Source organism: Bradyrhizobium sp. SEMIA (assembly GCF_014844175.1).
Lineage (GTDB): Bacteria > Pseudomonadota > Alphaproteobacteria > Rhizobiales > Xanthobacteraceae > Bradyrhizobium > Bradyrhizobium arachidis.
Map to the genome: position 1 here is coordinate 3,369,370 of NZ_CP046601.1, position 20,900 is coordinate 3,390,269.

The 20,900-nt window shown below is 64.7% G+C and carries 18 protein-coding genes and 5 pseudogenes; 15 read left to right on the forward strand and 8 right to left on the reverse strand.

What is annotated here, in order from left to right; translation table 11 throughout:
• Positions 1-5: 5 nt before the first annotated feature.
• Together FOM02_RS16560 and FOM02_RS16565 are read right to left on the reverse strand one after the other, a co-directional pair.
• Positions 6-2,487: pseudogene (locus FOM02_RS16560) on the reverse strand (TonB-dependent receptor).
• Positions 2,488-2,642: 155 nt separating this feature from the next.
• Positions 2,643-3,997, reverse strand: a pseudogene (locus FOM02_RS16565) (histidine kinase).
• 197 nt (positions 3,998-4,194) lie between these two features.
• Here FOM02_RS16565 and FOM02_RS16570 point away from each other — a divergent pair.
• Positions 4,195-4,814: pseudogene (locus FOM02_RS16570) on the forward strand (response regulator).
• Positions 4,815-4,889: 75 nt separating this feature from the next.
• Entirely contained in the window at positions 4,890-5,735 is an 846-nt protein-coding gene (fghA, locus tag FOM02_RS16575; protein ID WP_265441907.1) for an S-formylglutathione hydrolase, read from the forward strand.
• A gap of 166 nt (positions 5,736-5,901) precedes the next feature.
• Here fghA and FOM02_RS16580 read toward each other — a convergent pair whose 3' ends face one another.
• Positions 5,902-6,471, reverse strand: coding sequence for a DUF3280 domain-containing protein (locus FOM02_RS16580; protein ID WP_027562386.1), 570 nt, complete (start codon positions 6,469-6,471; stop codon positions 5,902-5,904).
• 59 nt (positions 6,472-6,530) lie between these two features.
• Between FOM02_RS16580 and FOM02_RS16585 the strand changes: the two genes are divergently transcribed.
• The 6 genes from FOM02_RS16585 to FOM02_RS16610 all read left to right on the forward strand — a co-directional run bounded on the left by FOM02_RS16585 (position 6,531) and on the right by FOM02_RS16610 (position 11,385).
• Complete coding sequence (locus FOM02_RS16585) at positions 6,531-7,712, forward strand: ABC transporter substrate-binding protein (RefSeq protein WP_027562385.1); 1,182 nt, start codon at positions 6,531-6,533, stop codon at positions 7,710-7,712.
• Positions 7,697-8,689 carry a YVTN family beta-propeller repeat protein gene (locus FOM02_RS16590; protein WP_092216063.1) on the forward strand — a complete coding sequence of 331 codons (993 nt, stop codon included), beginning with the start codon at positions 7,697-7,699 and terminating at the stop codon, positions 8,687-8,689. The genes FOM02_RS16585 and FOM02_RS16590 overlap by 16 nt, the downstream gene beginning before the upstream one ends.
• On the forward strand, positions 8,686-9,492 hold the full coding sequence (locus FOM02_RS16595) for an ABC transporter ATP-binding protein (protein WP_027562383.1): 807 nt from the start codon (positions 8,686-8,688) through the stop codon (positions 9,490-9,492). The genes FOM02_RS16590 and FOM02_RS16595 overlap by 4 nt, the downstream gene beginning before the upstream one ends.
• Positions 9,489-10,337, forward strand: a complete 849-nt coding sequence (locus tag FOM02_RS16600; protein WP_027562382.1) for an ABC transporter permease — start codon at positions 9,489-9,491, stop codon at positions 10,335-10,337. The genes FOM02_RS16595 and FOM02_RS16600 overlap by 4 nt, the downstream gene beginning before the upstream one ends.
• Positions 10,334-10,948 carry a hypothetical protein gene (locus FOM02_RS16605; protein WP_027562381.1) on the forward strand — a complete coding sequence of 205 codons (615 nt, stop codon included), beginning with the start codon at positions 10,334-10,336 and terminating at the stop codon, positions 10,946-10,948. The genes FOM02_RS16600 and FOM02_RS16605 overlap by 4 nt, the downstream gene beginning before the upstream one ends.
• 137 nt (positions 10,949-11,085) lie before the next feature.
• Positions 11,086-11,385 (forward strand): copper-binding protein, encoded by a 300-nt coding sequence (locus FOM02_RS16610; RefSeq protein WP_027562380.1) that lies wholly within the window; start codon positions 11,086-11,088, stop codon positions 11,383-11,385.
• 172 nt (positions 11,386-11,557) lie between these two features.
• Here FOM02_RS16610 and FOM02_RS16615 read toward each other — a convergent pair.
• Together FOM02_RS16615 and FOM02_RS16620 are read right to left on the reverse strand one after the other, a co-directional pair.
• Positions 11,558-12,114: pseudogene (locus FOM02_RS16615) on the reverse strand (PQQ-dependent catabolism-associated CXXCW motif protein).
• Positions 12,111-12,992 carry a substrate-binding domain-containing protein gene (locus FOM02_RS16620; protein ID WP_027562378.1) on the reverse strand — a complete coding sequence of 294 codons (882 nt, stop codon included), beginning with the start codon at positions 12,990-12,992 and terminating at the stop codon, positions 12,111-12,113. Before FOM02_RS16620 ends, FOM02_RS16615 begins: the two are co-directional and overlap by 4 nt.
• 127 nt (positions 12,993-13,119) lie before the next feature.
• Here FOM02_RS16620 and FOM02_RS16625 point away from each other — a divergent pair, with 127 nt between their 5' ends.
• On the forward strand, positions 13,120-14,046 hold the full coding sequence (locus tag FOM02_RS16625; RefSeq protein ID WP_027562377.1) for a quinoprotein relay system zinc metallohydrolase 2: 927 nt from the start codon (positions 13,120-13,122) through the stop codon (positions 14,044-14,046).
• 74 nt (positions 14,047-14,120) lie between these two features.
• Complete coding sequence (locus FOM02_RS16630) at positions 14,121-14,939, forward strand: quinoprotein dehydrogenase-associated SoxYZ-like carrier (protein WP_027562376.1); 819 nt, start codon at positions 14,121-14,123, stop codon at positions 14,937-14,939.
• Positions 14,940-15,137: 198 nt separating this feature from the next.
• Here FOM02_RS16630 and FOM02_RS16635 read toward each other — a convergent pair whose 3' ends face one another.
• Positions 15,138-15,497, reverse strand: coding sequence for a hypothetical protein (locus FOM02_RS16635; RefSeq protein ID WP_027562375.1), 360 nt, complete (start codon positions 15,495-15,497; stop codon positions 15,138-15,140).
• 87 nt (positions 15,498-15,584) lie between these two features.
• On the opposite strand from FOM02_RS16635, the gene FOM02_RS16640 reads away from it, so the two are divergent.
• The 5 genes and pseudogenes from FOM02_RS16640 to FOM02_RS16660 all read left to right on the forward strand — a co-directional run bounded on the left by FOM02_RS16640 (position 15,585) and on the right by FOM02_RS16660 (position 19,237).
• Complete coding sequence (locus FOM02_RS16640; RefSeq protein ID WP_051377690.1) at positions 15,585-16,565, forward strand: ABC transporter substrate-binding protein; 981 nt, start codon at positions 15,585-15,587, stop codon at positions 16,563-16,565.
• Position 16,566: 1 nt separating this feature from the next.
• Positions 16,567-17,304 (forward strand): ABC transporter permease, encoded by a 738-nt coding sequence (locus FOM02_RS16645; protein WP_027562373.1) that lies wholly within the window; start codon positions 16,567-16,569, stop codon positions 17,302-17,304.
• Positions 17,294-18,022, forward strand: a complete 729-nt coding sequence (locus tag FOM02_RS16650; protein ID WP_027562372.1) for an ABC transporter ATP-binding protein — start codon at positions 17,294-17,296, stop codon at positions 18,020-18,022. The genes FOM02_RS16645 and FOM02_RS16650 overlap by 11 nt, the downstream gene beginning before the upstream one ends.
• Positions 18,023-18,070: 48 nt before the next feature.
• Positions 18,071-18,862, forward strand: a pseudogene (locus FOM02_RS47140) (pentapeptide repeat-containing protein).
• Positions 18,863-18,889: 27 nt separating this feature from the next.
• A complete protein-coding gene (locus tag FOM02_RS16660; protein WP_027562370.1) occupies positions 18,890-19,237 on the forward strand; it encodes a hypothetical protein in 348 nt (115 codons plus the stop codon).
• A gap of 165 nt (positions 19,238-19,402) precedes the next feature.
• On the opposite strand, the gene FOM02_RS16665 is transcribed toward FOM02_RS16660, so the two are convergent.
• Together FOM02_RS16665 and FOM02_RS16670 are read right to left on the reverse strand one after the other, a co-directional pair.
• Positions 19,403-19,612, reverse strand: a complete 210-nt coding sequence (locus tag FOM02_RS16665; RefSeq protein ID WP_027562369.1) for a hypothetical protein — start codon at positions 19,610-19,612, stop codon at positions 19,403-19,405.
• Positions 19,613-19,886: 274 nt separating this feature from the next.
• A complete protein-coding gene (locus tag FOM02_RS16670; protein ID WP_035729384.1) occupies positions 19,887-20,753 on the reverse strand; it encodes a hypothetical protein in 867 nt (288 codons plus the stop codon).
• Positions 20,754-20,900 lie beyond the last annotated feature (147 nt).

The window sequence follows — 20,900 nt, forward strand, 5'->3', positions numbered from 1 at the left end:
GATACCTAGAACGTCACCCGCATGCCCGCATAGAACGCGCGAGGTCTTGCCGGGCTCAGCGAGCGCGGGTCGGTGAATTCCGCGCCGCCATTGGTGAAGTTGGGCAAGGCTTCGCGATCGAAGAAGGTGCCGACGGTCGAGTAGCGGTTGTCGAAGATGTTGTTGACGCGACCGTAAAGCTGGAGGTTCTTGGTGACCTGGTAGGAGGTGTGGAGGTTGAACACGGCGTAGGATGGCAGCTTGGGAAACTGGTTGGACTCATCGCCGACGAAATACTGGCTTGAGACAAAGAGCGCGTCACCCCCGACCTTCCAAACATCGGTAATAGCATATTCGATGCTGGCCTTGATGAGGTGGCTCGGCAGCCGCGGAATGTGATTACCCGGCAAGACCTGGATGTTGCCGTCGGCGTCGGCGAACGGGCTCTCTGAGCCAAGCGTCAGCGCATCGAGGAAGCGCGCATCCGAGAATGCGTAGCTCGCCTGGAACTGAAGCACATTCGACTTCAGGCTCACCTCGGCTTCGATACCCTGCCTGCGCGTCCGTCCGACGTTCTGGAAGAAGCCGAAGCCCGTCAGGCCCGGAATTGGGGTCGCGAGGATGTCATCGTAGTTGGTGGCACGGTAGGCACCGATCTTCCAGCCGAGCGAACCGATGTTCAATTCCTTGGTACCGCGGAAGCCAGCTTCAAACGTCTTGGATACGACCTGCTGCAGTGGGGGGTCAGCGATCAGGAACTGCCCGATGATGCACGGCCGCGCCGGATCGGCGCAGCCGAGTTCGAGTGGCGTCGGCACCCGGTTGGCCTCGGAATAGCCCGCATAGGCGGTCACCTCGGACGTGATCTTGTAAGTGGCGCCGATGATCGGATTGAAACGATCATAAGTATGATCGCCATTGAGGGCGGTGCCGAGCTGGTCCATCAGCGTGACACGGGCCGCATTGAACCGGCCGCCCCCCCGTCACCGCAAAGCGATCGTCCACGTTGAACGTGTCGAGCGCATAGAGCCCGTGATATTGATTGACGGTGCGAAGGGACACCGGACCGATCGATGTCGGATCGCCGGACTGCCCCAGGAATATGCCGCTGCCCGTGACGACATAGTTCGTGCCGATGGTTCCCAATTCAGCGCTACCGATGAAACGCGTGCTGCTGACATCGTAGCTTGCGCCGATCACGAAGCGGTTCTCGTGACCGAATAGCTGATCGATGTTGGTCGCCTGCCCGGATACGCCAAACGTGGTCGATTTCGTGCTGGTGCGATCAATCTCGCCGAGGATGGCACCTGGCGCAAAGGGATTTGCGAGCTGAACGCCATTGAGGCCATTGGCCGACGGTTGGAGGCCAGTCAAAGGGTCGACATCGCCAAAGCAAAGCAGCGTCGCATCGGCGTCGCAGGGCACCGTATCGGTCGGATTTCCGTCCACGGTATTCTGTTTGAAGGCCCGCACATGCGCCGTGCCCTCAAAGGTCCAGGTCGGCGTCGCCTCCACCTTGCCGGTCAGGTTGAGATAGCCGACCTTGTTGGAAATGGTTTGTGGCGTTGTATAGGTCGCCCCCCAATATTGCTGGAGCAATTCGGCCGGAACAGTGCTGGGTCCTGCCAAGGAATTGTTGGCGACGCCGCCATTGAGGTGGAACTCGTTGCCTTCAAAGCGATACCCGACATCGCCATAGAAGCGCCGGACGTCCGATGCCGAGAAATTGCGGAAGCCGTTGTCGTGAATGCCTTCGAGCGCGCCGTAGACAGACCAGTTTCTATCGACCTGCTTGCCCCATTGTGCGGAGCCCTGGATGCGGCCGAATGAGCCGCCCATGACGTCGATCTCGGCGCCTTGGTAGTTGAACCCGTTCTTCATCTGCAGATCGATGGCGCCGCCGAGCGCATTGAGGCCGTAAGCAGGATTGTTGGTCACCACCACCGCGGATCGAATGGCTGCCGTCGGGATGAGATCCCAATTGACGATGTCGGAAAAAGCTTCGTTGATGCGTACGCCATTCTGGTAAACGGCGAGCCCCTGCGGCGTTCCGGCCAGAGGCGAAGCCACATAGCCGCGAAATTGGACGTCAGGCTGGAAGGGATTGCCGGTTACCTCATTGATGCTGACACCGGGCACATACTGCTGCAGGGCATCAGCAATATTCGGCGAGTTGGTGCGCCTGATCTGGTTGGCATCGACGGCATTGATCGCCGACGGGACCTTGTCGACATCGAGACCTCTGCCCGTGCCCGGCGACGTCGGGTAGACGTAGATGCGCGTCTTGGGGCGCGTGGACGACGATGTTCCCGCCACGCGCGCGACCGGGCGCGATGGCGCGGTGCGCCTCGGTGTCGAGGGCGGCGCCGTCACCTCGACCGCTGGCAGGTTCTGGACGTTGGTCTCCTCGTCCTGCGCGGCCCCGGCCTGGCCCGCGAAAACCAGCCCCAGGCTGGTCGAAACCGAGGCCATCAACCAACGACGCTTGAACCAAAGACGCTTGCCCATCCCAGCCTTCCCATCCCCGACTCCCCCCGGCTGTTTTGATTTCGCCGTTTGGTTGAGACGAGTGTAGTCGGAGAGAGCCCACGCACCAGCCACAAAAGGTCGGGCAATATCTGCGCCCGCTTTCCCGACCAGATCGGGAATTTTTCCCGACGTAGTCAGGACACCACTGTGGGAACCAGCGCCTCCAAGGTCAGACCGCCGTCGCTAGAGACGACGTTGAGCGTGCCGCCCAGTGCTAGAATCCGCTCGCGCATGCCGACGAGGCCGAAACCCAGCTTCTGGCCCGGCTCCATGCCGCGGCCATTGTCGCTGACCCGCACCCGCGCGCAGGAGCGCCGCCGGCCTGCTCCACGGGTTCGATGACGACGTGGACCGAGGTCGCGCCGGCGTGGCGGAACACGTTGGTAAGCGCCTCTTGCACGATGCGGTAGATGGTGAGATCGGCGGTCTCGCCCGTCGTCGGGCCCAGCGCCGGCGAGATCACGGTTTCGATCGCGACGTCGGGATGCGACTCCCGCCACAGCCGCGACAGCGATTCCAGCGCCTGGCGCAGGCCGAGCTCGGCCAAGCCGACGGGGCGGAGCCGCTCCAGGACGCGGCGATTGAACTGCTGGAGCGCGTTGATCTGCTCCATCATCGCGCTGCCGTGCTTTCGCACCGCTTCCGCACTCGGATCACGCCCGTCCGCCTGCTTCGCCAGCGCACTGGCATGCGCCCGCAGCGAGAACAGATAGGGCCCGAACTCGTCGTGCAACTCGCGCGCGATCTCCTTGCGCTCGATATCCTGGAGCGACACCGCGCGTTCGGCAAGGCGCCGCTTGTCCTCGACAGCCTCGCCGAGCGTTGCGGCCAGGTGATTGAGCTTGGTGCAGATCGCGGCCAGCTCCGGCGCGCCGCCTGGCGCGACGCGCGCCTCATAGCGGCCGTCTTCGAGCTCGGCCATCACGTCGGAGAGGGATTTAAGCGGGGTGAGCGCGCGGCCAACCACCGTCATCATCAGGAAAAACAGCGCGAGCGCGATCACCGAGCCGACCTCGAGCTGGGTCACGATGCCGTCCCAGATCTCGGCGATCTCGTCATCGGGATGCGAGGTGATCAGGAGAGAGCCGGGCTTGCCACGGACCGAGACCGGGACACTAACCGCGGTCTGCTCGGGATGAACCAAACTCACGAACCAGGCGGGCGGCCCGCGCGTGTCGTCATCGGTGTCTGGGCGCGGCGGCGTCAGCGGGCTCCCGCTGGAATCCATGAGGGCGATGCTGACATGGCGGAGCCGGCTGAGATCGCGCGCGATCTGGTTCAGCCTGGCATCCGGATCGGGCGCCTCGTTGAGATCGGCAACGATCATCTCGATGAACTCGCGCGCAAGCCGGATCACGCTCTGGTCCTCGGCCTGCACGCGGGGACCTGCCTCGGCGACCTGCCGGCCGATATTGACGGCGAGCCCCAGTGCCAGCAACAGCGCGAGCAGCAGGTTGATGCGCGCACGCAACGATAGATTTTGCCACATTGATGCCGCCCGTGCCTCGCGAAGGTTGGCCCGCACCTGTCCGATGACGTTGACAGGGGCGAAGCGCCCGATATCTAATCGAAAGCGTACAGCAATCCCGGCCGGGTTGCATGAGGCGACGTGAGACGCGCATGGCGTCCTGCTCGGTATCATGCGGCGCGAAATAAAGAGGCCGGCGCTGTTACGGGGAAACGCCTATGCGCATTCTGATCGTCGACGATCATCCCATTGTCGCCTCCGGCTGCCGCGCCGTGCTGGCCGACGAAGGCGAGATCGAAATCCTGGAGGCCGCCGACGCCGAGGACGGCGAAAGCGTCTTCATCGTTGAGCGCCCCGACCTCTCGATCATCGACATCAACCTGCCGACCGTCTCCGGCTTTGAGCTCGCGCGCCGCATCCTCGAGCGCGCGCCCGAGGCCCGTATCATCATGTTCAGCATGAACGACGACCCAGCGTTTGCCGCGCGCGCAATCGAATGCGGCGCCAAGGGCTACGTCTCCAAGACCGGTGACCCCGACGACCTCGTCGAGGCGATCCGTGCCGTCGGCGCCGGCGCACTTACCTGCCCACGGCGATCGCGCGCAGCATCGCCTTTGCCGGGCCTGCGCTGGCGCAAAGCCCGCTGTCGAAGCTGAACGCGCGCGAGATGGAGATCCTGCGGCTGCTCAGCGCCGGAAAGAGCCTGTCCGAGATCGCCTGGCTGGTGCAGTCGTCCTACAAGACGGTGGCCAACACCTCCTCGATCATGCGACAGAAGCTCGGCGTGAAGACCTCGGTCGAGCTGGTACGGCTGGCCATCGACAGCGGCGTCGCCTGACGGCACGTAGCGCCGCAAATTCGGTCACACAAGCGTTGCAATGTTGATGTGGTTAGATGCCACGGAGCAAAAGGCATGACGATCCAGACTGTCTCGACGAACAAATCCTACGGCGGCGTGCAAGGCGTGTATCGCCATGCGAGTAAGGTGACCGGAACCGACATGGTGTTCTCGGTCTATGTCCCCCCGCATGCCGACGGCGCCAAGCTGCCCGTGGTCTGGTATCTCTCCGGCCTCACCTGCACGCATGCCAACGTCACCGAGAAGGGCGAATTCCGCAAGGCCTGCGCCGAGCTTGGCCTGATCTTCGTCGCACCCGATACCTCGCCGCGCGGACCCGACGTGCCCGGCGATGCCAACAACGCCTATGATTTCGGCCTCGGCGCCGGCTTCTATGTCGATGCGACGCAAGAGCCGTTCGCGCGCAACTATCGCATGTGGAGCTACGTCACCGACGAGCTTCCAAATGTCGTGGCGGGAAATTTTCCCGTCGATGCCAAACGTCAATCGGTGATGGGCCATTCGATGGGCGGCCATGGCGCGCTGACGGTCGCGCTGCGCAACCCGCACCGCTTTCGCGCCGCGAGCGCATTCGCGCCGATCGTGGCGCCGTCGCAGGTGCCCTGGGGCATCAAGGCGCTGACCGGCTATCTCGGGCCGAACAGGGATGCCTGGCGCAACCACGACACGGTGGCGCTGATCGAGGACGGCGCGAAGTTTTCCGGCTTCCTGGTCGACGTCGGCGAGGCCGATAATTTCCTGAAAGAGCAGCTCAAGCCCGAGCTGCTGGAGGCCGCCTGTGCCAAGGCCAACATCCCGCTGACGCTGCGGCGCCAGGCGGGGTATGACCACAGCTATTATTTCATCTCGACCTTCATGGGCGATCACCTGCACTGGCATGCGGAGCGATTGAAGGGGTGATCGCGCTCTCTCCTCCCCCTCTCCCCGTCCTTTACGGGGAGAGGGTTGGGGTGAGGGGCTGCTTCCGCAAATACGCTGAGAATTGGACTCGCGGAGACTCCCCCTCACCCGGAATTTGCTCTCGCAAATTCCGGCCTCTCCCCGCACGCGGGGAGAGGCGACGATCTCACGGCTTGCCGTAATTCGGCGCCAGCAGGCGGTTGCGGATGAGATAGCTCATCGTGCGCGACCAGGATTCATCCGTGTTGCCGCGCATGTCGGCGCTGGCGGCCGCGATCATGTTGCCGGTCTTCACGTCGCGCAGATAGATGTTGAGATTGATGATCAGATTCGAGACCTTCTGCACCATGCCGGTGATCTCGAGCTCGGCGCCCAATTGCGCCGCAAGCTTGAGGTCGCAGCCGCCGCAGGCCTGCAGATTGGCGTGACGGGCCGCGTCCCTGACCGGCGCGATGTCGAGCAGCTGGAACCTGCCTGACTCCGCCAGTTCCTTGCGCAGCTGCTCGCTGATGCGTAGCAACCTCGCCTCTTCCGGCTTGGAGCCGTAGAACTCGCCGGGCAGGCTGGTGTCGATCAGCTCGAAATCGAACACCGCGAGCTTCGGCGGATCGGCGAACGCGACCGAGCTGGTCAGCAGCAAAGCCGCGAAACATATCAGCGCTCGCATGATCGTGATTCCGCCTCCACAGCTTGCGACGACGAAATGCGGGGTTGCATGCCCTGACAAATCGGTCATGCTTCAGCAGAGACAATTCTCCACCGGCGGTCAAGCCGGGGAGAACGTTTGGAGGAAACATGATCCGATGGTTGGTCGGCCTGATCGGCTTAGGTCTTGCCGCGACGAGCGCGCTCGCGGCCGACCCTGTCACGATCGGCGTCGGCTATCTCGGTGTCGCCGGTACCAGATCGACGCTGTCGCTGGTCGAGCAGCCCGCCGAGAATGACGGCGTCGCCGGCGCGCGCCTTGCCATCGAGGACAACAACACCACGGGAAAATTCACGGGCCAGCGCTTCACGCTGGAGGAGCGGCGCATCAAGGAGGGTGAGGATGCGGTGCAGGCCGCGACCGACCTTGCCGCGCGTAACGGCTTCATCATCGCCGATCTTCCGGCCGACGCACTGCTGAAAGTCTCGGACGCCCTGCGCGATCGCGGCACGCTGCTGTTCAACGCCGGCGCGATCGACGAGCGGCTGCGCGAGGCCGATTGCCGCGCCAACGTGATCCACACCGCGCCGACCCGCGCGATGTTGGCCGATGCGCTCGGCCAATATTTGGTGTGGAAGAAGTGGTCGCGCTGGCTGCTGGTGGTCGGCTCGCATGACGAGGACAAGCTGTTCGCCGATGCGCTCCGGCGCACTGCGGCGCGGTTCGGCGCCAAGATCGTGCAGGAGCGGACCTTCGAGGACAAGGGCGGCGCGCGGCGCACCGACAGTGGCGTGACGCTGATCCAGCGGCAGATGCCTGTCTTTACACAGCAGGCGCCAGCTTACGACGTGCTGGTCGCCGCCGACGAGAGCGAGGTGTTCGGCGCCTATCTGCCCTATCGCACCTGGGATCCCCGCCCCGTCGCGGGCTCGGCCGGCCTCGTGCCCCGGAGCTGGGACGCTTCGCAGGACCAATGGGGCGCGATCCAGATGCAGAACCGCTTCATCAAGCTGAATTCGCGGCGCATGACCGCGCTTGACATGCAGGCCTGGACTGCGGTGCGCATGATCGGTGAAGCCACCTCGCGCACCAACTCCGGCGACGTCAAGAAGGTCACCGACTTCATCAAGGGCCCGGATTTCTCCGTCGCGGCCTTCAAGGGCACAAAGCTGACGTTGCGCGACTGGAACCTGCAATTGCGCCAGCCGATCCTGCTGGTCGACGGCCGCATGGTGGTGTCGGTGTCGCCGCAGGAAGGATTCCTGCACCAGGTCTCCGAGCTCGACACGCTCGGCTACGACCGCCCGGAGAGCAAATGCAAGCTGAAGTGAGGACGCAGATGTTGCGCATGTGGAGTGTTGGGCTTCTCTCCGGACTGGTGGCGGCCACCGCGCCCGCGCATGCGTTCATCGCCTATGTCTCGAACGAGAAGAGCAACACGGTTTCGGTGATCGACACCGACAGCTGGACCGTGACCAAGACCATCAAGGTCGGCCAGCGCCCGCGCGGCATCGACTTCACGCGCGACGGCAAGTTCGTGATGGTCGCGGTCGGCGACGACGACACCATCCAGGTGATCGACGCCAAGACGCAGGCCGTGGTGGACAGCCTGCCCTCCGGCCCCGACCCCGAGCTGTTCGCCCAGGATGCGGCGGGAAAAATTCTCTATGTCGCCAACGAGAACGACAATACGGTGACGGTGATCGACCTCGAGAAGCGCGCGCGCCTCGGCGACATCCAGGTCGGCGTCGAGCCGGAGGGCATGACCATCAGCCCCGACGGCAAGACGCTGATCAACACCTCCGAGACCACCAACATGGCGCATTTCATCGACACGGGTTCGCGCCAGATCGTCGCCAACGTGCTGGTCGACGCGCGGCCGCGCTTTGCCGAGTTCAAGCATGACTCTTCGGAAGTCTGGGTGTCCTCGGAGATCGGCGGCACGGTCTCGGTGATCGATCCCGCAAAGCACGAAGTGATCGGCAAGGTCAATTTCGAGATTCCGGGCCTGAGGAAAGAGGCGATCCAGCCCGTCGGCATCGGCATGACCAAGGATGACAAGACCGCCTTCATCGCGCTCGGCCCGGCCAACCGCGTCGCCGTGGTCGATGTCGCCTCGCGCAAGGTGACGAAATATCTGCTAGTCGGCCAGCGCGTCTGGCACATGGCGTTCACGCCGGACGAAAAATATCTGCTCACCACCAATGGTGTGTCGAACGACGTTTCCGTCATCGACGTGGCCGCGCAAAAAGTGATCAAGACCATTCAGGTGGGCGAACTGCCCTGGGGCATCACGATCGCGCCATGACCAGCCCTGCCCCCATCGCCGAACAACGCGAGACGCCGAGTCCTGACCCGGCGGCGGTGCCGGCGCTGGCAATCGACGGCGTCGGCCATTCTTACGGCCCGCGCCGGGCGCTGATGGACGTCTCCTTCAACGTGCAGCCCGCGAGTTTTACTGCGCTGCTCGGGCTCAACGGCGCGGGCAAGAGCACGCTGTTTTCACTCATCACGCGCCTGTTCGGCATCCAGACCGGCCGTGTCTCCATCTTCGGCCATGACATCAGCAAAAGCCCGGGCGAAGCGCTGCGGCTGCTCGGCGTCGTGTTCCAGCCGCGCACCCTCGACCTCGACCTGTCGTTGACGCAGAACCTGCTCTATCACGCCGCACTCCACGGCATCAGCCGCCGCGAGGCCGCCGCGCGCAGCGCCGAGCTGCTCGGCCGGATCGGGCTATCCGACCGCGCTGCAAGCAAGGTGCGCGATCTCTCGGGCGGACAGATGCGGCGGCTGGAGATCGCTCGCGCATTGCTGCACCGACCGCGCCTGCTTCTGCTGGACGAGCCGACCGTCGGCCTCGACGTCAAGGCGCGCGCCGACATCATCAGCCATGTCCGCCAGCTCGTGACCGAGCAAGGCATTGGCGTGCTCTGGGCGACGCACCTGTTCGACGAGATCATGCCCGGTGACGATCTCGTGGTGCTGCACCAGGGCAAGGTGCTGGCGCAGGGGCCGATGAGCCGCGTCGTCGCGGAGGCCGGTGCACAGGACGTCAACACCGCCTTCATGCGCCTGACCGGCGCGCAGACGATGCCGGGAGGCGGGGCATGAGCAGCATCACGACGCGCGACGCGCCGCGCGGCTTCTCGGCCGGCGAGTACATGACCTGCCTCACCGGCATCGTCTGGCGCGAGGGACTGCGCTTCCTGCATCAGCGCGAGCGCTTCGTCTCGGCGCTGGTGCGACCGCTGGTGTGGCTGTTCATCTTCGCCGCCGGCTTCCGCCAGGTGCTCGGCATCTCCATCATCCCGCCCTACGAGACCTACATCCTCTACGAGGTCTATATCGCGCCCGGACTGATGGCGATGATCCAGCTCTTCAACGGCATGCAGTCCTCGCTCTCGATGGTCTACGACCGCGAGATGGGCAACATGCGCACGCTGCTGGTGAGCCCGCTGCCCCGCGGCTTCCTCCTGTTCTGCAAGCTGCTCGCGGGCACCGCGGTGTCGCTGCTCCAGGTCTATGCGTTCCTCTTGATCGCCTGGTTCTGGGACATCACCCCGCCTCCGTCAGGCTATCTCACCGTGCTGCCCGCGCTGATCCTGTCCGGATTGATGCTGGGCTCGCTCGGCATGCTGATCTCCTCCGGCATCAAGCAGCTCGAGAACTTCGCCGGCGTCATGAACTTCGTGATCTTCCCGATGTTCTTCGCCTCCTCCGCACTCTACCCGCTCTGGCGAGTGCAGGAGGGCAGCCCTTATCTGTATTATCTCTGCCAGGCCAATCCGTTCACCCATGCGGTCGAGCTGATACGTTTTGCACTCTACGGGCAAATCAACTGGATCTCGCTGGCGGTGGTCGCCGCCTGTACAATCGTCTTCATGATCGGCGCGATTTTGGCCTATGATCCCTCGCGCGGGCTGGCGCGGCGGGGCCCTGCGGGAGGCGAAGGATGAAGGTTCGGGTTCTGGCGACGGCTGTTCTGGCGCTCGCGCTGTCGGGCGCGACAGCGCGCGCAGCCGATCCGCGCTATCCGGACTGGCCCTGCACGCAGGCCAAGGTGCCGGAAATCTCGCTGGCGGCGGTATGGGCCGGCCCGCCGCTCGACGATGTCCAGAGCAAGTGGAAGGACGACGCCAAGGTCAGCGCGCTGGTCTCAAAGCTGTCGGCGCGCAAGACGCCGCTGGACGAGGCCGAGAAGTCGGTGAAGGAGTTTCTTGCAGGCTCCGCCGCCGACAAGACCGCGAACGCAAAGCTGCTGTTCGCCGGCCTGTTCGACACGCTCAATGCCCAGCGCTCCCAGGTCATGAGCGGGCTCGAACGCGTCAGCCGCAAGCAGCGCGACGCCGCCGACAAGATCCGCGACGAAACGCTTCAGCTTCAGGCTCTGCAAGGGGCGACGCCCCGTGACGACGCCAAGGTCGAAGCGCTCAGCAACGAGCTGATCTGGAAGACCCGCATTTTCGAGGACCGTCACAAGGTCGTGCGATTCGTCTGCGAGGTTCCCACCACGATCGATCAGCGTCTGTTCGCGCTGGGGCGCGTGATCCAGCAGGAGATCGAATAGCGTCAGCCCCGCTGACGGCTCATGAAAAGTTCCCGCGATCGCCTCGGGATCGTTACGCTTTTGCCCCGCTATCTGCCGGAACCAAACCCATTTAAGATGTCTTGTCGAAGTGAACTCCAGGACGTCGGGAGGCCACGATGGGAACTACAAAATTCATCTTCGCGGGCGCTGCGGCCCTCGGCATGCTCGCAACCAGTGCTCTTGCTGACGACATGACCGGAATGGTCACGCGGATCGATCGGCTCAACAACACGATCTCGATCCAGCAGATGCAGAAGGGCACGGTCGGTGGCAGCGCGGGCGGCGCCGGCGCGCTGCAGGAGTACAAGGCCAAGGACGCCGCGATGCTGGATGCGGTTCATGCGGGCGACAGGGTGAGCTACTCCGCGACCGACACCAACGGCACGGGGACGCTGACCAAGTTGCAGAAGCAGTAGTGCCGTCTTTCACCTCTCCCCGCTTGCGGGGAGAGGTCGGATCGCGCTTGCGATCCGGGTGAGGGGGTACAGGTCTGTCTGCGTGATCATACGCGGAGAGAGGCCCCTCACCCCAGCCCTCTCCCCGTAAGAACGGGGCGAGGGAGCGCACCTGCGCTCTTCGATGCAGGAGCTACTGCTCAGGCCGCGCTTCCGGCTGCGCCTCTTCCGTCGGAAGCTTGGCGCGCTCCCAGCCGTCGGTGCCGTCGGGATACCAGGCGACATTGGAATAGCCGTAAGCCAGCGCGCGCTTGGCGGCGTTCCACGACATCCAGCAGTCGGCGAGGCAATAGACCACCAGCAACGTAGTCTTGTCACCGCGCGATGCCTGCGCGAGGCCGCGCTTGAAATAATCGTCCATCGCCGGCGGCAGCGCGCCGTAGCCGGTGTCGGGCAGCCAGAGACTGCCCGGAATGTTCTTCCGCGGCGCATCGCGCCACACCGTGCCTGCGGGCAGGTTCTTCGGCTTCGGGCGCGCGGCAGCACGTCGACAAACGCGCCGCTCTTCGCGCGCCAGATCGCTTCAGCCTCTGCCGTGGTCAGCACGCGCGCGCCCTCGAGCGTCGCCGGCACCGGCGCCCGGTAATTGTCGGTGCGATAACCCTCGGGCTCGAACGGCTCCTGCTGCTGCGCGCACACCGGCGCGACCAGCGCGGCGCTGATCAGCGCAGCGGCAAGGCGCCGTGTCATGGCGTCTTCTTGGCCGTCTCCGCACCGAGCGGCTTGTCGCTCTCATCGAGCAGCGGTACGCCGAAGTCGAGCAGGATCTTGTTGATCTCGCCCTGGTTCTCCTGGATCAGCTTGTTGAGCTGCCGCTTCCAGTTCTGGTCGGCAGGACGCACGCCCATGCCGATGCGATAAACCAGTTTTGGTCCCGTCGTTTCCTTCACCAGCGGCGTGACATGGAGTGATCCCGCCTTCTTCGCGTAATATCCGGCCATCGGTCCCCACAGCACGCCAGCGTCGATCTTGCCGGCGGCGAGGTCGTCGATCATCGCCTGCGCCGAATTGTCGAAGCGCGTGTCGATCATCAGCGGATAGGGCTTTGCATCGCCCATCAGCCCGGCCAGCGCCATGTTTGTCGCTGGCGGCGTGCCGGCGACGATACCGACATGCTTGCCCTTCAACTTCGGATCCTCGAGCGTGTCGACGTCCTCGAGTCCGCTGCCGGTCTTGGCAACCAGCGCGTAGGTCGTGCGGTAATAGGGATTGGTGCCCTGCACGAGGTCGTCGCCCTGCGGAAAGCCCATGATGACGTCGCAGCGATGCGCGCCCAGCGTCATGCGCACGAAGCCGGTGGCCTGCGGGAAGAAGACGTAGTCGAGCTTCTTCTGCAGCTTGTCCGCAAAAAATTCGGCGAGCTTGTTCTCGAAACCCTCGCCCTTCTCGTTGGAGAACGGCAGATTGCGCGGGTCGGCACAGACGCGCAGCACTTTGGGATCCACCAGCTCGAACGAAAGATCACCCGTCTCGTTCGTCTGCGCGATGGCGATGCCATTCATCACGCAAGATGCAGCCATCAACACCAGCGAATACAACCAGCGACGATGTCGTCCGGCCTCCGTCATCGCGCTTCCTCCTCGTTTTGTTTGGATGTTATCCATGCAACGCATGACGCGCCATGTTTGCCAAACTTTGGTTGGCTTGATTTTGTTGCAGTGCAATGCGGCAAACCCTTTGAACTGAGGCGGAAAAGTGTCTCGCATCGCTCTCGTGATCGCAGCCTTGTCCCTGCTGGGGACACCGACGCTAGCACGCGCCGGAGCGGCCGAATTGCCTGTGAGCGAAGTCGCAACGGGAATCTTCGTACACTCCGGGACCATCGCCCTGATGTCCCGCGAGAACGAGGGTGACATCGCCAATGTCGGCTTCGTTGTCGGCGAGGACGCGGTGGCCGTGATCGACACCGGCGGCAGCCTGCGCGAGGGCGAAGCGCTGCTGGCGGCGGTGCGGGCCCGCACGTCCAAGCCGATCCGCTATGTCATCAACACCCACGGCCATCCCGACCATGTCTTCGGCAATGCCGCCTTCGTGGCCGACGGAACGAGCTTCGTCGGCCACAGCAAGCTGCCGCAGGCGCTGGCGAGCCGTGGACCGTATTATCTTGACAATTTTAAACGGATCATGGGCAGCGAGCTGATCGACCCCGTGAAGATCGTGCCGCCGACGGTGCTCGTGCACGACACGCTGACGCTCGATCTCGGCGCGCGCCGCCTGACCGTGCGGGCCTGGCCGGCCGGACACAGCGACAACGATCTGACCGTGTTCGACGAGACGAGCAAGACGCTGTTCGCGGGCGACCTCGTCTTCCTCCGCCATATCCCGGTGATGGACGGCAGCATCCGCGGCTGGCTCGGCATTCTCGGGGAACTCGAGGCAATTCCGGCGGTTCGCGTCGTTCCGGGTCACGGGCCTGTGAGTACCTGGCCTGCGGCATTGGCTGACGAACGGCGTTACCTCACGACACTGCTGGCGGATGTCCGGGCGTCGAACAAGAAGGGCGAGCCGATCCGGGCCGCCGCGGACAAGGCCGCCGCCGAGGAGCGACCGAACTGGCAATTGTTCGACGACTACAACGCCCGCAACGCAACCGCAGCATTTTCGGAAATTGAATGGGAGTAGCGGGCGCGCTACGCTGGACTACACGGGATCAGCTACGCTGACCCGGACAGCTTCGTCCGCACGGGACCACGACCATGACGGGATGCACACGCCGCCTGCCCCTGATCGCCGCACTGCTCGGCCTCGCTTTCGCCGTGCCGGCGCAGGCCGAGGAGGCCTACGATCCCTGGCCGGGCCTGGTGCAGGACATCTTCAGCAACCGTCCGATGAATGACGGCAACGACGTCATCGGCATCGAGATGCCCTATCGCGCCGAGGACGCGGCCATCGTGCCCGTGACCCTGCGCAGCAAGCTGTCGCCGGCTGACGGCCGCCGCATCCGCTCGATCACGCTGGTGATCGACCGCAACCCCGCACCGATGGCGGCGAAGTTCGAGCTCGGCGCGGATGCCAATGTCACCGAGATTTCCACGCGCGTGCGCGTCAACAATTACACCGACGTGCATGCGGTCGCCGAGCTCAGCGACGGCCAGCTTTACGTCTCGAAAGTGTATGTGAAGGCGTCCGGCGGCTGCTCCGCGCCGGCCGGAAAGAACGTCGAGGAAGCCAAGAACCGCCTCGGCCAGATGCGCTACCGTCAGTTCGTGCGCGAGGACGCACCCGCGAGCCGTGTCCGCGAAGCGCAGATCATGATCGGCCATCCCAACAATTCCGGCCTGCAGATGGACCAGGTCACGCAGCTCTATATCCCCGCCTTCTTCATCAACCAGCTGAAGCTGACGCAGGACGACAGCCCCGTGCTGTCGATGGAAGGCGGCATCTCGATCTCGGAAGATCCCAACCTGCGCTTCACCTACGTCTCCAACGGCGCCAAGCGTTTCCGCGCGGAAGCGAAGGACACGGAGGGACACGTGTTCCGCAATGAGTGGGATGTGGAGAAGCCGGGGACTTAAGACGAGAGGCTTGCTTCTCTCCCCCTCTCCCCTTGTGGGAGAGGGTGGATCGCCGCATAGCGGCGAGACGGGTGAGGGGTATCCCTCCGCGCACGCCGCTCTCACTAGAATTCGCGGATAGAACCCCTCATCCGGCGCTTCGCGACACCTTCTCCCGCAAGGGGAGAAGGAACAGAGCACCGTCTGCGCAGCATTAAATCAAAAACACCTCACCTCAGCCTCGGCCTGCGCGCGGCGCAAATCGTTCACCGCCGAGTTCGCCTGCTCAGAGGTTCGGAACTGGACGCCGAGATTGCCGCGCACCTGCGACATGCTGAGCGCGGTCTCTGCGGTGACGTAGCGCGCATAGGGCACGATCGAGGCGACCACGTCGATCGAGCAGGAACATTGCTCAATGGACTGCCGGCTCTCGCCATTCGCCTTCATGCAACCATAGACATATTCCGCGCGCGCCGACGTCGGATAATCATTGGCCTCCTCGGCCCGCGCCACGCATGCGGTCGCCGCCAATACCGCCAATGCGGCGACAATCGGTCGTAGCTGCCCGGCCAGTTTCATGCGCGTCCTCCCGCTGGTTGCGACCAAAGCTATGCTATGCGTATTGTCCTGAAAAGCACTCTGTCAGAGGAAACGGCTCACAAGGTGATGAGAGCATTTGGTCGAACATTGGCGCTCGCGACGACGCTAGCGCTGACGCTGGTTGCGCCCGGCCACGCCGCGGATACGATCCGCCTTGCGGTGCAGAAGACCGGAACATTCTCCTGGGAGCTGGCCGCGATCCGCAGCGCCGGGCTCGACAAGGAGGCCGACCTGTCGCTCGAGGTCACCGAGCTTGCGAGCCCCGAAGCCGGCAAGATCGCGCTGCGCGCCGGCAGTGCCGACATCATCCTGTCGGACTGGCTGTGGGTGTCGCGCGAGCGTGCGCTCGGCGCCAAGCTCACCTTCTATCCCTATTCCAGCGCGCTCGGCGCGGTAATGGTGCCCGCGGCCTCACCGCTCAAGACGCTGGCCGATCTGAAGGGCCGCAAGCTTGGCGTTGGCGGCGGCGCAATCGACAAGAGCTGGCTGCTGCTGCAGGCGCGGATGAAGCTGGATGGCATCGACCTCAAGTCGGCGGCGACCATCGTCTATGGCGCCCCGCCGCTGATCGCCGCCAAGGCGCTCGACGGCGAGATGGATGCGAGCCTCAATTTCTGGAATTTTTGCGCCCAGCTCGAGGCCAAGGGGTTTCGGCGCCTCGCGGGCATCGAGGAGATTTTGCCGAAGCTGGGCGCCGAGGGCGCTGTGTCTGCGGTCGGCTATGTCTTCGGCGAGAATTGGGCGGCCAGTCATAAGGATGCCGTGGCGCGCTTCATCGCCATGACCCGCAAGGCCAAGCAATTGCTGACCACCTCGGACGAAGCCTGGGACAAGATCGCGCCGCTGACCGGCACCAGCGATGCCACCATGCTCAAGGCCTACCGCGACCGCTATCGCGACGGCATTCCGCGCCGGAGCATCGACGACGAGGAAAAGGACGCACGCGTGCTCTACCGCGTGCTGGCCGAGATCGGCGGGCGGGACCTCGTCGGCCCCGCGGCGGAGCTCGATGCCGGTACCTTCTATCACGCGGTCCCCGGAGATTGAGGTGCTGCGTCTTCTCTCGTTCGCCCTGTTTCTCGCGATCTGGTGGATCGCTGCGCTGTTCGTCGGCGGCGCAAAGCTGCCCTCCCCGCCGGCCGTGCTCCAGGTGATGATCGCGGAGGCCTCGAGCGGCGCGCTGTTCCTGCATCTCGGCGCGACGCTGGCGCGCGTCGCGCTCGCCTTCACGCTCGCAATGTCGGTTGGCAGCGCCATCGGTTATCTGATGGGACGGGTCAAGCTCGCCGACCGGCTCGGCGATCCCTGGCTGATCCTGCTGCTCAATCTGCCGGCGCTGGTCGTGATCGTACTGGCCTATATCTGGGCAGGCCTGACCGAGGCCGCCGCGATCGCGGCGATCGCCATCAACAAGCTGCCGACCGCCATCGTCACCCTGCGCGAGGGCACGCGCGCGCTCGACCGTTCGCTCGACGAGATGGCGAGCGTGTTCGCGATGCCGCGCTGGCGCGCCTTCCGCCATGTCGTGCTGCCGCAGCTTGCGCCCTATATCGCCGCCTCGGCCCGTTCCGGACTGTCGCTGGTATGGAAGATCGTGCTGGTCGCCGAGCTCCTGGGCCGGCCCAACGGCGTCGGCTTCGAGATCGGCGTCGCCTTCCAGCTGTTCGACACGCCGCGGCTGCTGGCCTACTCGCTGACCTTCGCGGCGGTCGTGCTCGTGATCGAGACCTTGCTGGTGCAGCCGTTCGAAGCCCGCGCAACACGGTGGCGACCCCGTGCGGCTTGAGGTCGGCATCACAGGCAAGACCTTCAGGAGTGCCGCGGGCGGAACGCACGAGGTGCTGGCGCCGGTCAAGTTCGCGATTCAATCCGGCGAGGTCGGCGTGCTGATCGGGCCGTCCGGCTGCGGCAAGAGCACGATGCTACGCATCATCCTCGGGCTCGATCACGACTTCCAGGGTCACATCACGCGTCCGCCGGAGGCGCGGATCGGCATGGTGTTCCAGGAGCCGCGGCTGCTGCCGTGGCGCTCGGTCGAACAGAATGTGCGGCTTGCAGCGCCTGATGTCACTGACGCAAAACTGTCGGAGCTGTTCAAAATCCTCGAGCTCGAAGCCCATCGCAGCCACTTTCCGGGCGAATTGTCGCTGGGGCTCGCCCGCCGCGTCGCGCTGGCCCGCGCCTTTGCGGTCGAGCCCGATCTGCTCGTGCTCGACGAGCCCCTCGCCTCGCTCGACGACGCGCTCGCCGGCCGGCTGCGCGACGAGATCGCGACACTGGTAGCGAGCCGCCCGGTGATGACACTGCTCGTCACCCATAGCCTCGACGATGCGATCCGTCTCGGCGACCGCCTGTTCTTCCTGTCGCCGCGCCCGGCGCGGATTCTGGCCGAAGTGCCGATCGCTATCCCGCGCGCCGCGCGGGGCGAGGCCGAGATCGCCGCAATCAAGGCCAGCCTCGTGCGGTGGACGCAGAGCGAGCACGCCGGGCGGGATATCTCATAGGCACCAGCGCCGCCTGCGTGCTAGACAGACGTGAAGCGGAGCCTGACGATGAAGGCAACGGTTGTCCTGACAGCGCTCGGTGTCGTGCTCGCCGCACAAGCGGCAAACGCGCAGGACATGATGCGCGACGTTGACCTCACCTCGCCTGCGATGACGTCGGCCGAGATGAGCCGGGCAGAGGTCGAAACCATGCTCGCGGGAGCGAGCGCGGCCGCACCCGCCGACTTCACCGGCAAGCGGCTCTCGGGCCTCGACCTGTCGGGCCTGAACATGTCCGGCGCCATTCTTCGCGCGGCACGGCTGAACAAGACCAAGCTCGCAGGCGCCCACCTGGATCGCGCGATCTCGATCAGGCCTGGCTGCTGGAGGCCGATCTCACCGGCACAAGCCTCAGGGCGCGAACCTGTTCGCTACGCAAATGGTCCGTGCCCGACTCGACGGCGCCGATCTGACCGGCGCTCGCATCGCCGCTGATCTCACCGGCGCAAGCCTCGTCGCGCCTCGATCGCGGAGGCGCGTCTTGGCGCCGACATGCGCAACCAGTCGATGGGGCTGATGCGCGCCGTCCTGCGCTCGGCCAATCTGACCGGCTTGAACGCGCGCGACGCCGATCTCTCGCGCGCCGACCTCGAATTTGCTTCCCTCAAAGGCGCCGATCTCACCGCCGCCTCGCTCAAGGGCGCCCAGCTCGGTGGCGCCGACCTGAGTGGAGCAACCGTCATCGGCACCGATTTCGAGGACGCCGATCTCGTCTCGACCAGGCTGATCGCGCCGATCGGCCTTGACCGCGCCAAGAATTTCGACAAGGCAAAGAACCGGGAGCGCCTGATCAGACAATAGCGGCGCCGCTTTGGGGAGTGCGAAATGATGCGTTGGTGTCTCGTCTTGATCGCGGCGTTGGTGTGTGCCGGTGAAGCCGCCGCCCAAACGAAGGGCAAGGGCATCCGGCTCTGGAATCTGACGACCGAGACGATCTCCGGTTTCCAGCTCTCGCCCGCCGGCAAGACCGACTGGGGCCCGAACCAGTGCCTGAACGACAAGGACAAGGAGGTCGACCACGACGAGCGGCTGCGCATCACCGGCGTCGAGCCTGGCCGCTACGACGCCAAGGTCAGCTATCCCAGCGCGCGGCAGTGCATCGTTCGCGACATCGAGATCAGGGCCGACGCGGTATTCTCGATCGCCGACAAGGATCTGAAGGACTGCACGAAGTAGTGGCTCTCCCTCATCCTGAGGAGCCTGCGGAGCAGGCGTCTCGAAGGATGAAGGGCCCGGCTGCAGCAGCGGGGCCCGCATGGTTCTCCCGGCGATGCGAAGCATCGTCCGGAGACGCCGCTTCGCGGCTCCTCGCCATGAGGGACTAAGGCCCGTGCGCGCGCCTCACGCCTTGTCGTTCGGATGGGGATACTCGCAGCGCCATCGCACCGCCTGCCACTTCGGGTGATCACCGATCCATTGCGCGATATAGGGCGGCGCAGCCATCGCGCATTGCCGCGGCGAGCCCGCATAGTTGAACACCAGATGCTGCTCCTCGCAGGTCGCAGGCGAGAGCACCGCACACACAGTCACCACAAGGTCGATCGGATTCATGCCGGGTCCTCTCGCGGGGCAATCAACGTTAGCATGAAAGGCTACGTTCCACGGAGAGGGAAGTTTCAAACCGGCGTGAGGGGGGGAACTGGCCGCACCCCGCGCCGCCCTTGGGAAGCGAAACACCAAAGGCTTCCGCATCGTCATGGCCGGGCCTCGTCCCGGCTATCCACGCCTTGCCCCGCGGCACGAAAGAACGTGGATGCCCGGGCATAGGCGAGCGGAAGCGACGCCGTCCTTCAGACGGCTATGCCAGGGCATGACGACCTCGCCCCTAGAAGTTCACTCCGAACACCAATCTTGCCTGGTGCCGCTCGAAATTGACGAGATCGAGATTGCCGCCCATCCCTGCCGGCCGGCCCCAGGCCTGCATGCTCCAGCTGAGAGTGAGCCGCGATTGCTCCGAAAGCTGGAAATAGGCGGTGGGGCCGACGAACAGGGCCTGCCCTGAGAACTCACCGAGGCCAATGCCTTCATATTGCCGGAAGTAGCGCATCTCGCCGCCGAGCAGCACGTTGGGGCGCACGCGCACCAGGCCGGCGATGGCGGCGCCGATGGTCGAGCTCTTTTCCGAGACGCCCGCCACCTCGAAGCGCGCCCATTCCGGCTGATAGATCAAATTGAGCGCGCCGATCACGAAGTTCGGGACGAGCTCGCGGTCGAAGGCGAGCGTGAAGTCGGTGCCGTACATCCGCCCCTTGGCGCCGCTGGTCTCGTCGATGCGGTCACCGTGGAGCTCGGCGGCGATGGTCAGGCCGAACGGCGCGCGCTCGCGGTCGAGCAGGCGATAGCGCAGGTCGAGCGAGGCGCCCTGGAAGTTGAACTGGCGGCGGTCGTCGAGATCGGGGACGCCGGTGATATCGTGCCAGCTGGCGGTGCCGCCGATCTCGATGCGGAAGTTCGGCAGCGGCACCACCTCGATCTCGACCTCCTGCGCGAGGGCACGATAGGTGCCGCCCTTGCCGAGGCGCCCCGTGGTCTGGGTCTGGAATTCACGCTCGCCGGGATTGCCGACATCGGTGCCGATCATGAAGCCGAAGATGTGCTCGGTATCGAAGCCTTCCTCGGCGCTGACGCATGCCGGCGCAGCCGCGAGGCCGCACACCACCGTCGTCCAAAATCTGAAAGCTCCGATCCGCATCCCGACTTCCGCATGCGCGCGCCGATTTGATGCGGCAATAGCGCTGACTGAGGATCAGCGTAGCACACCGCAGCAAGAGCACGATCGGGATTTTTGGAGGTGGAGTGCCGCCACCCAAACAAGTGTGGCTTTGCATCAACGGCAAAG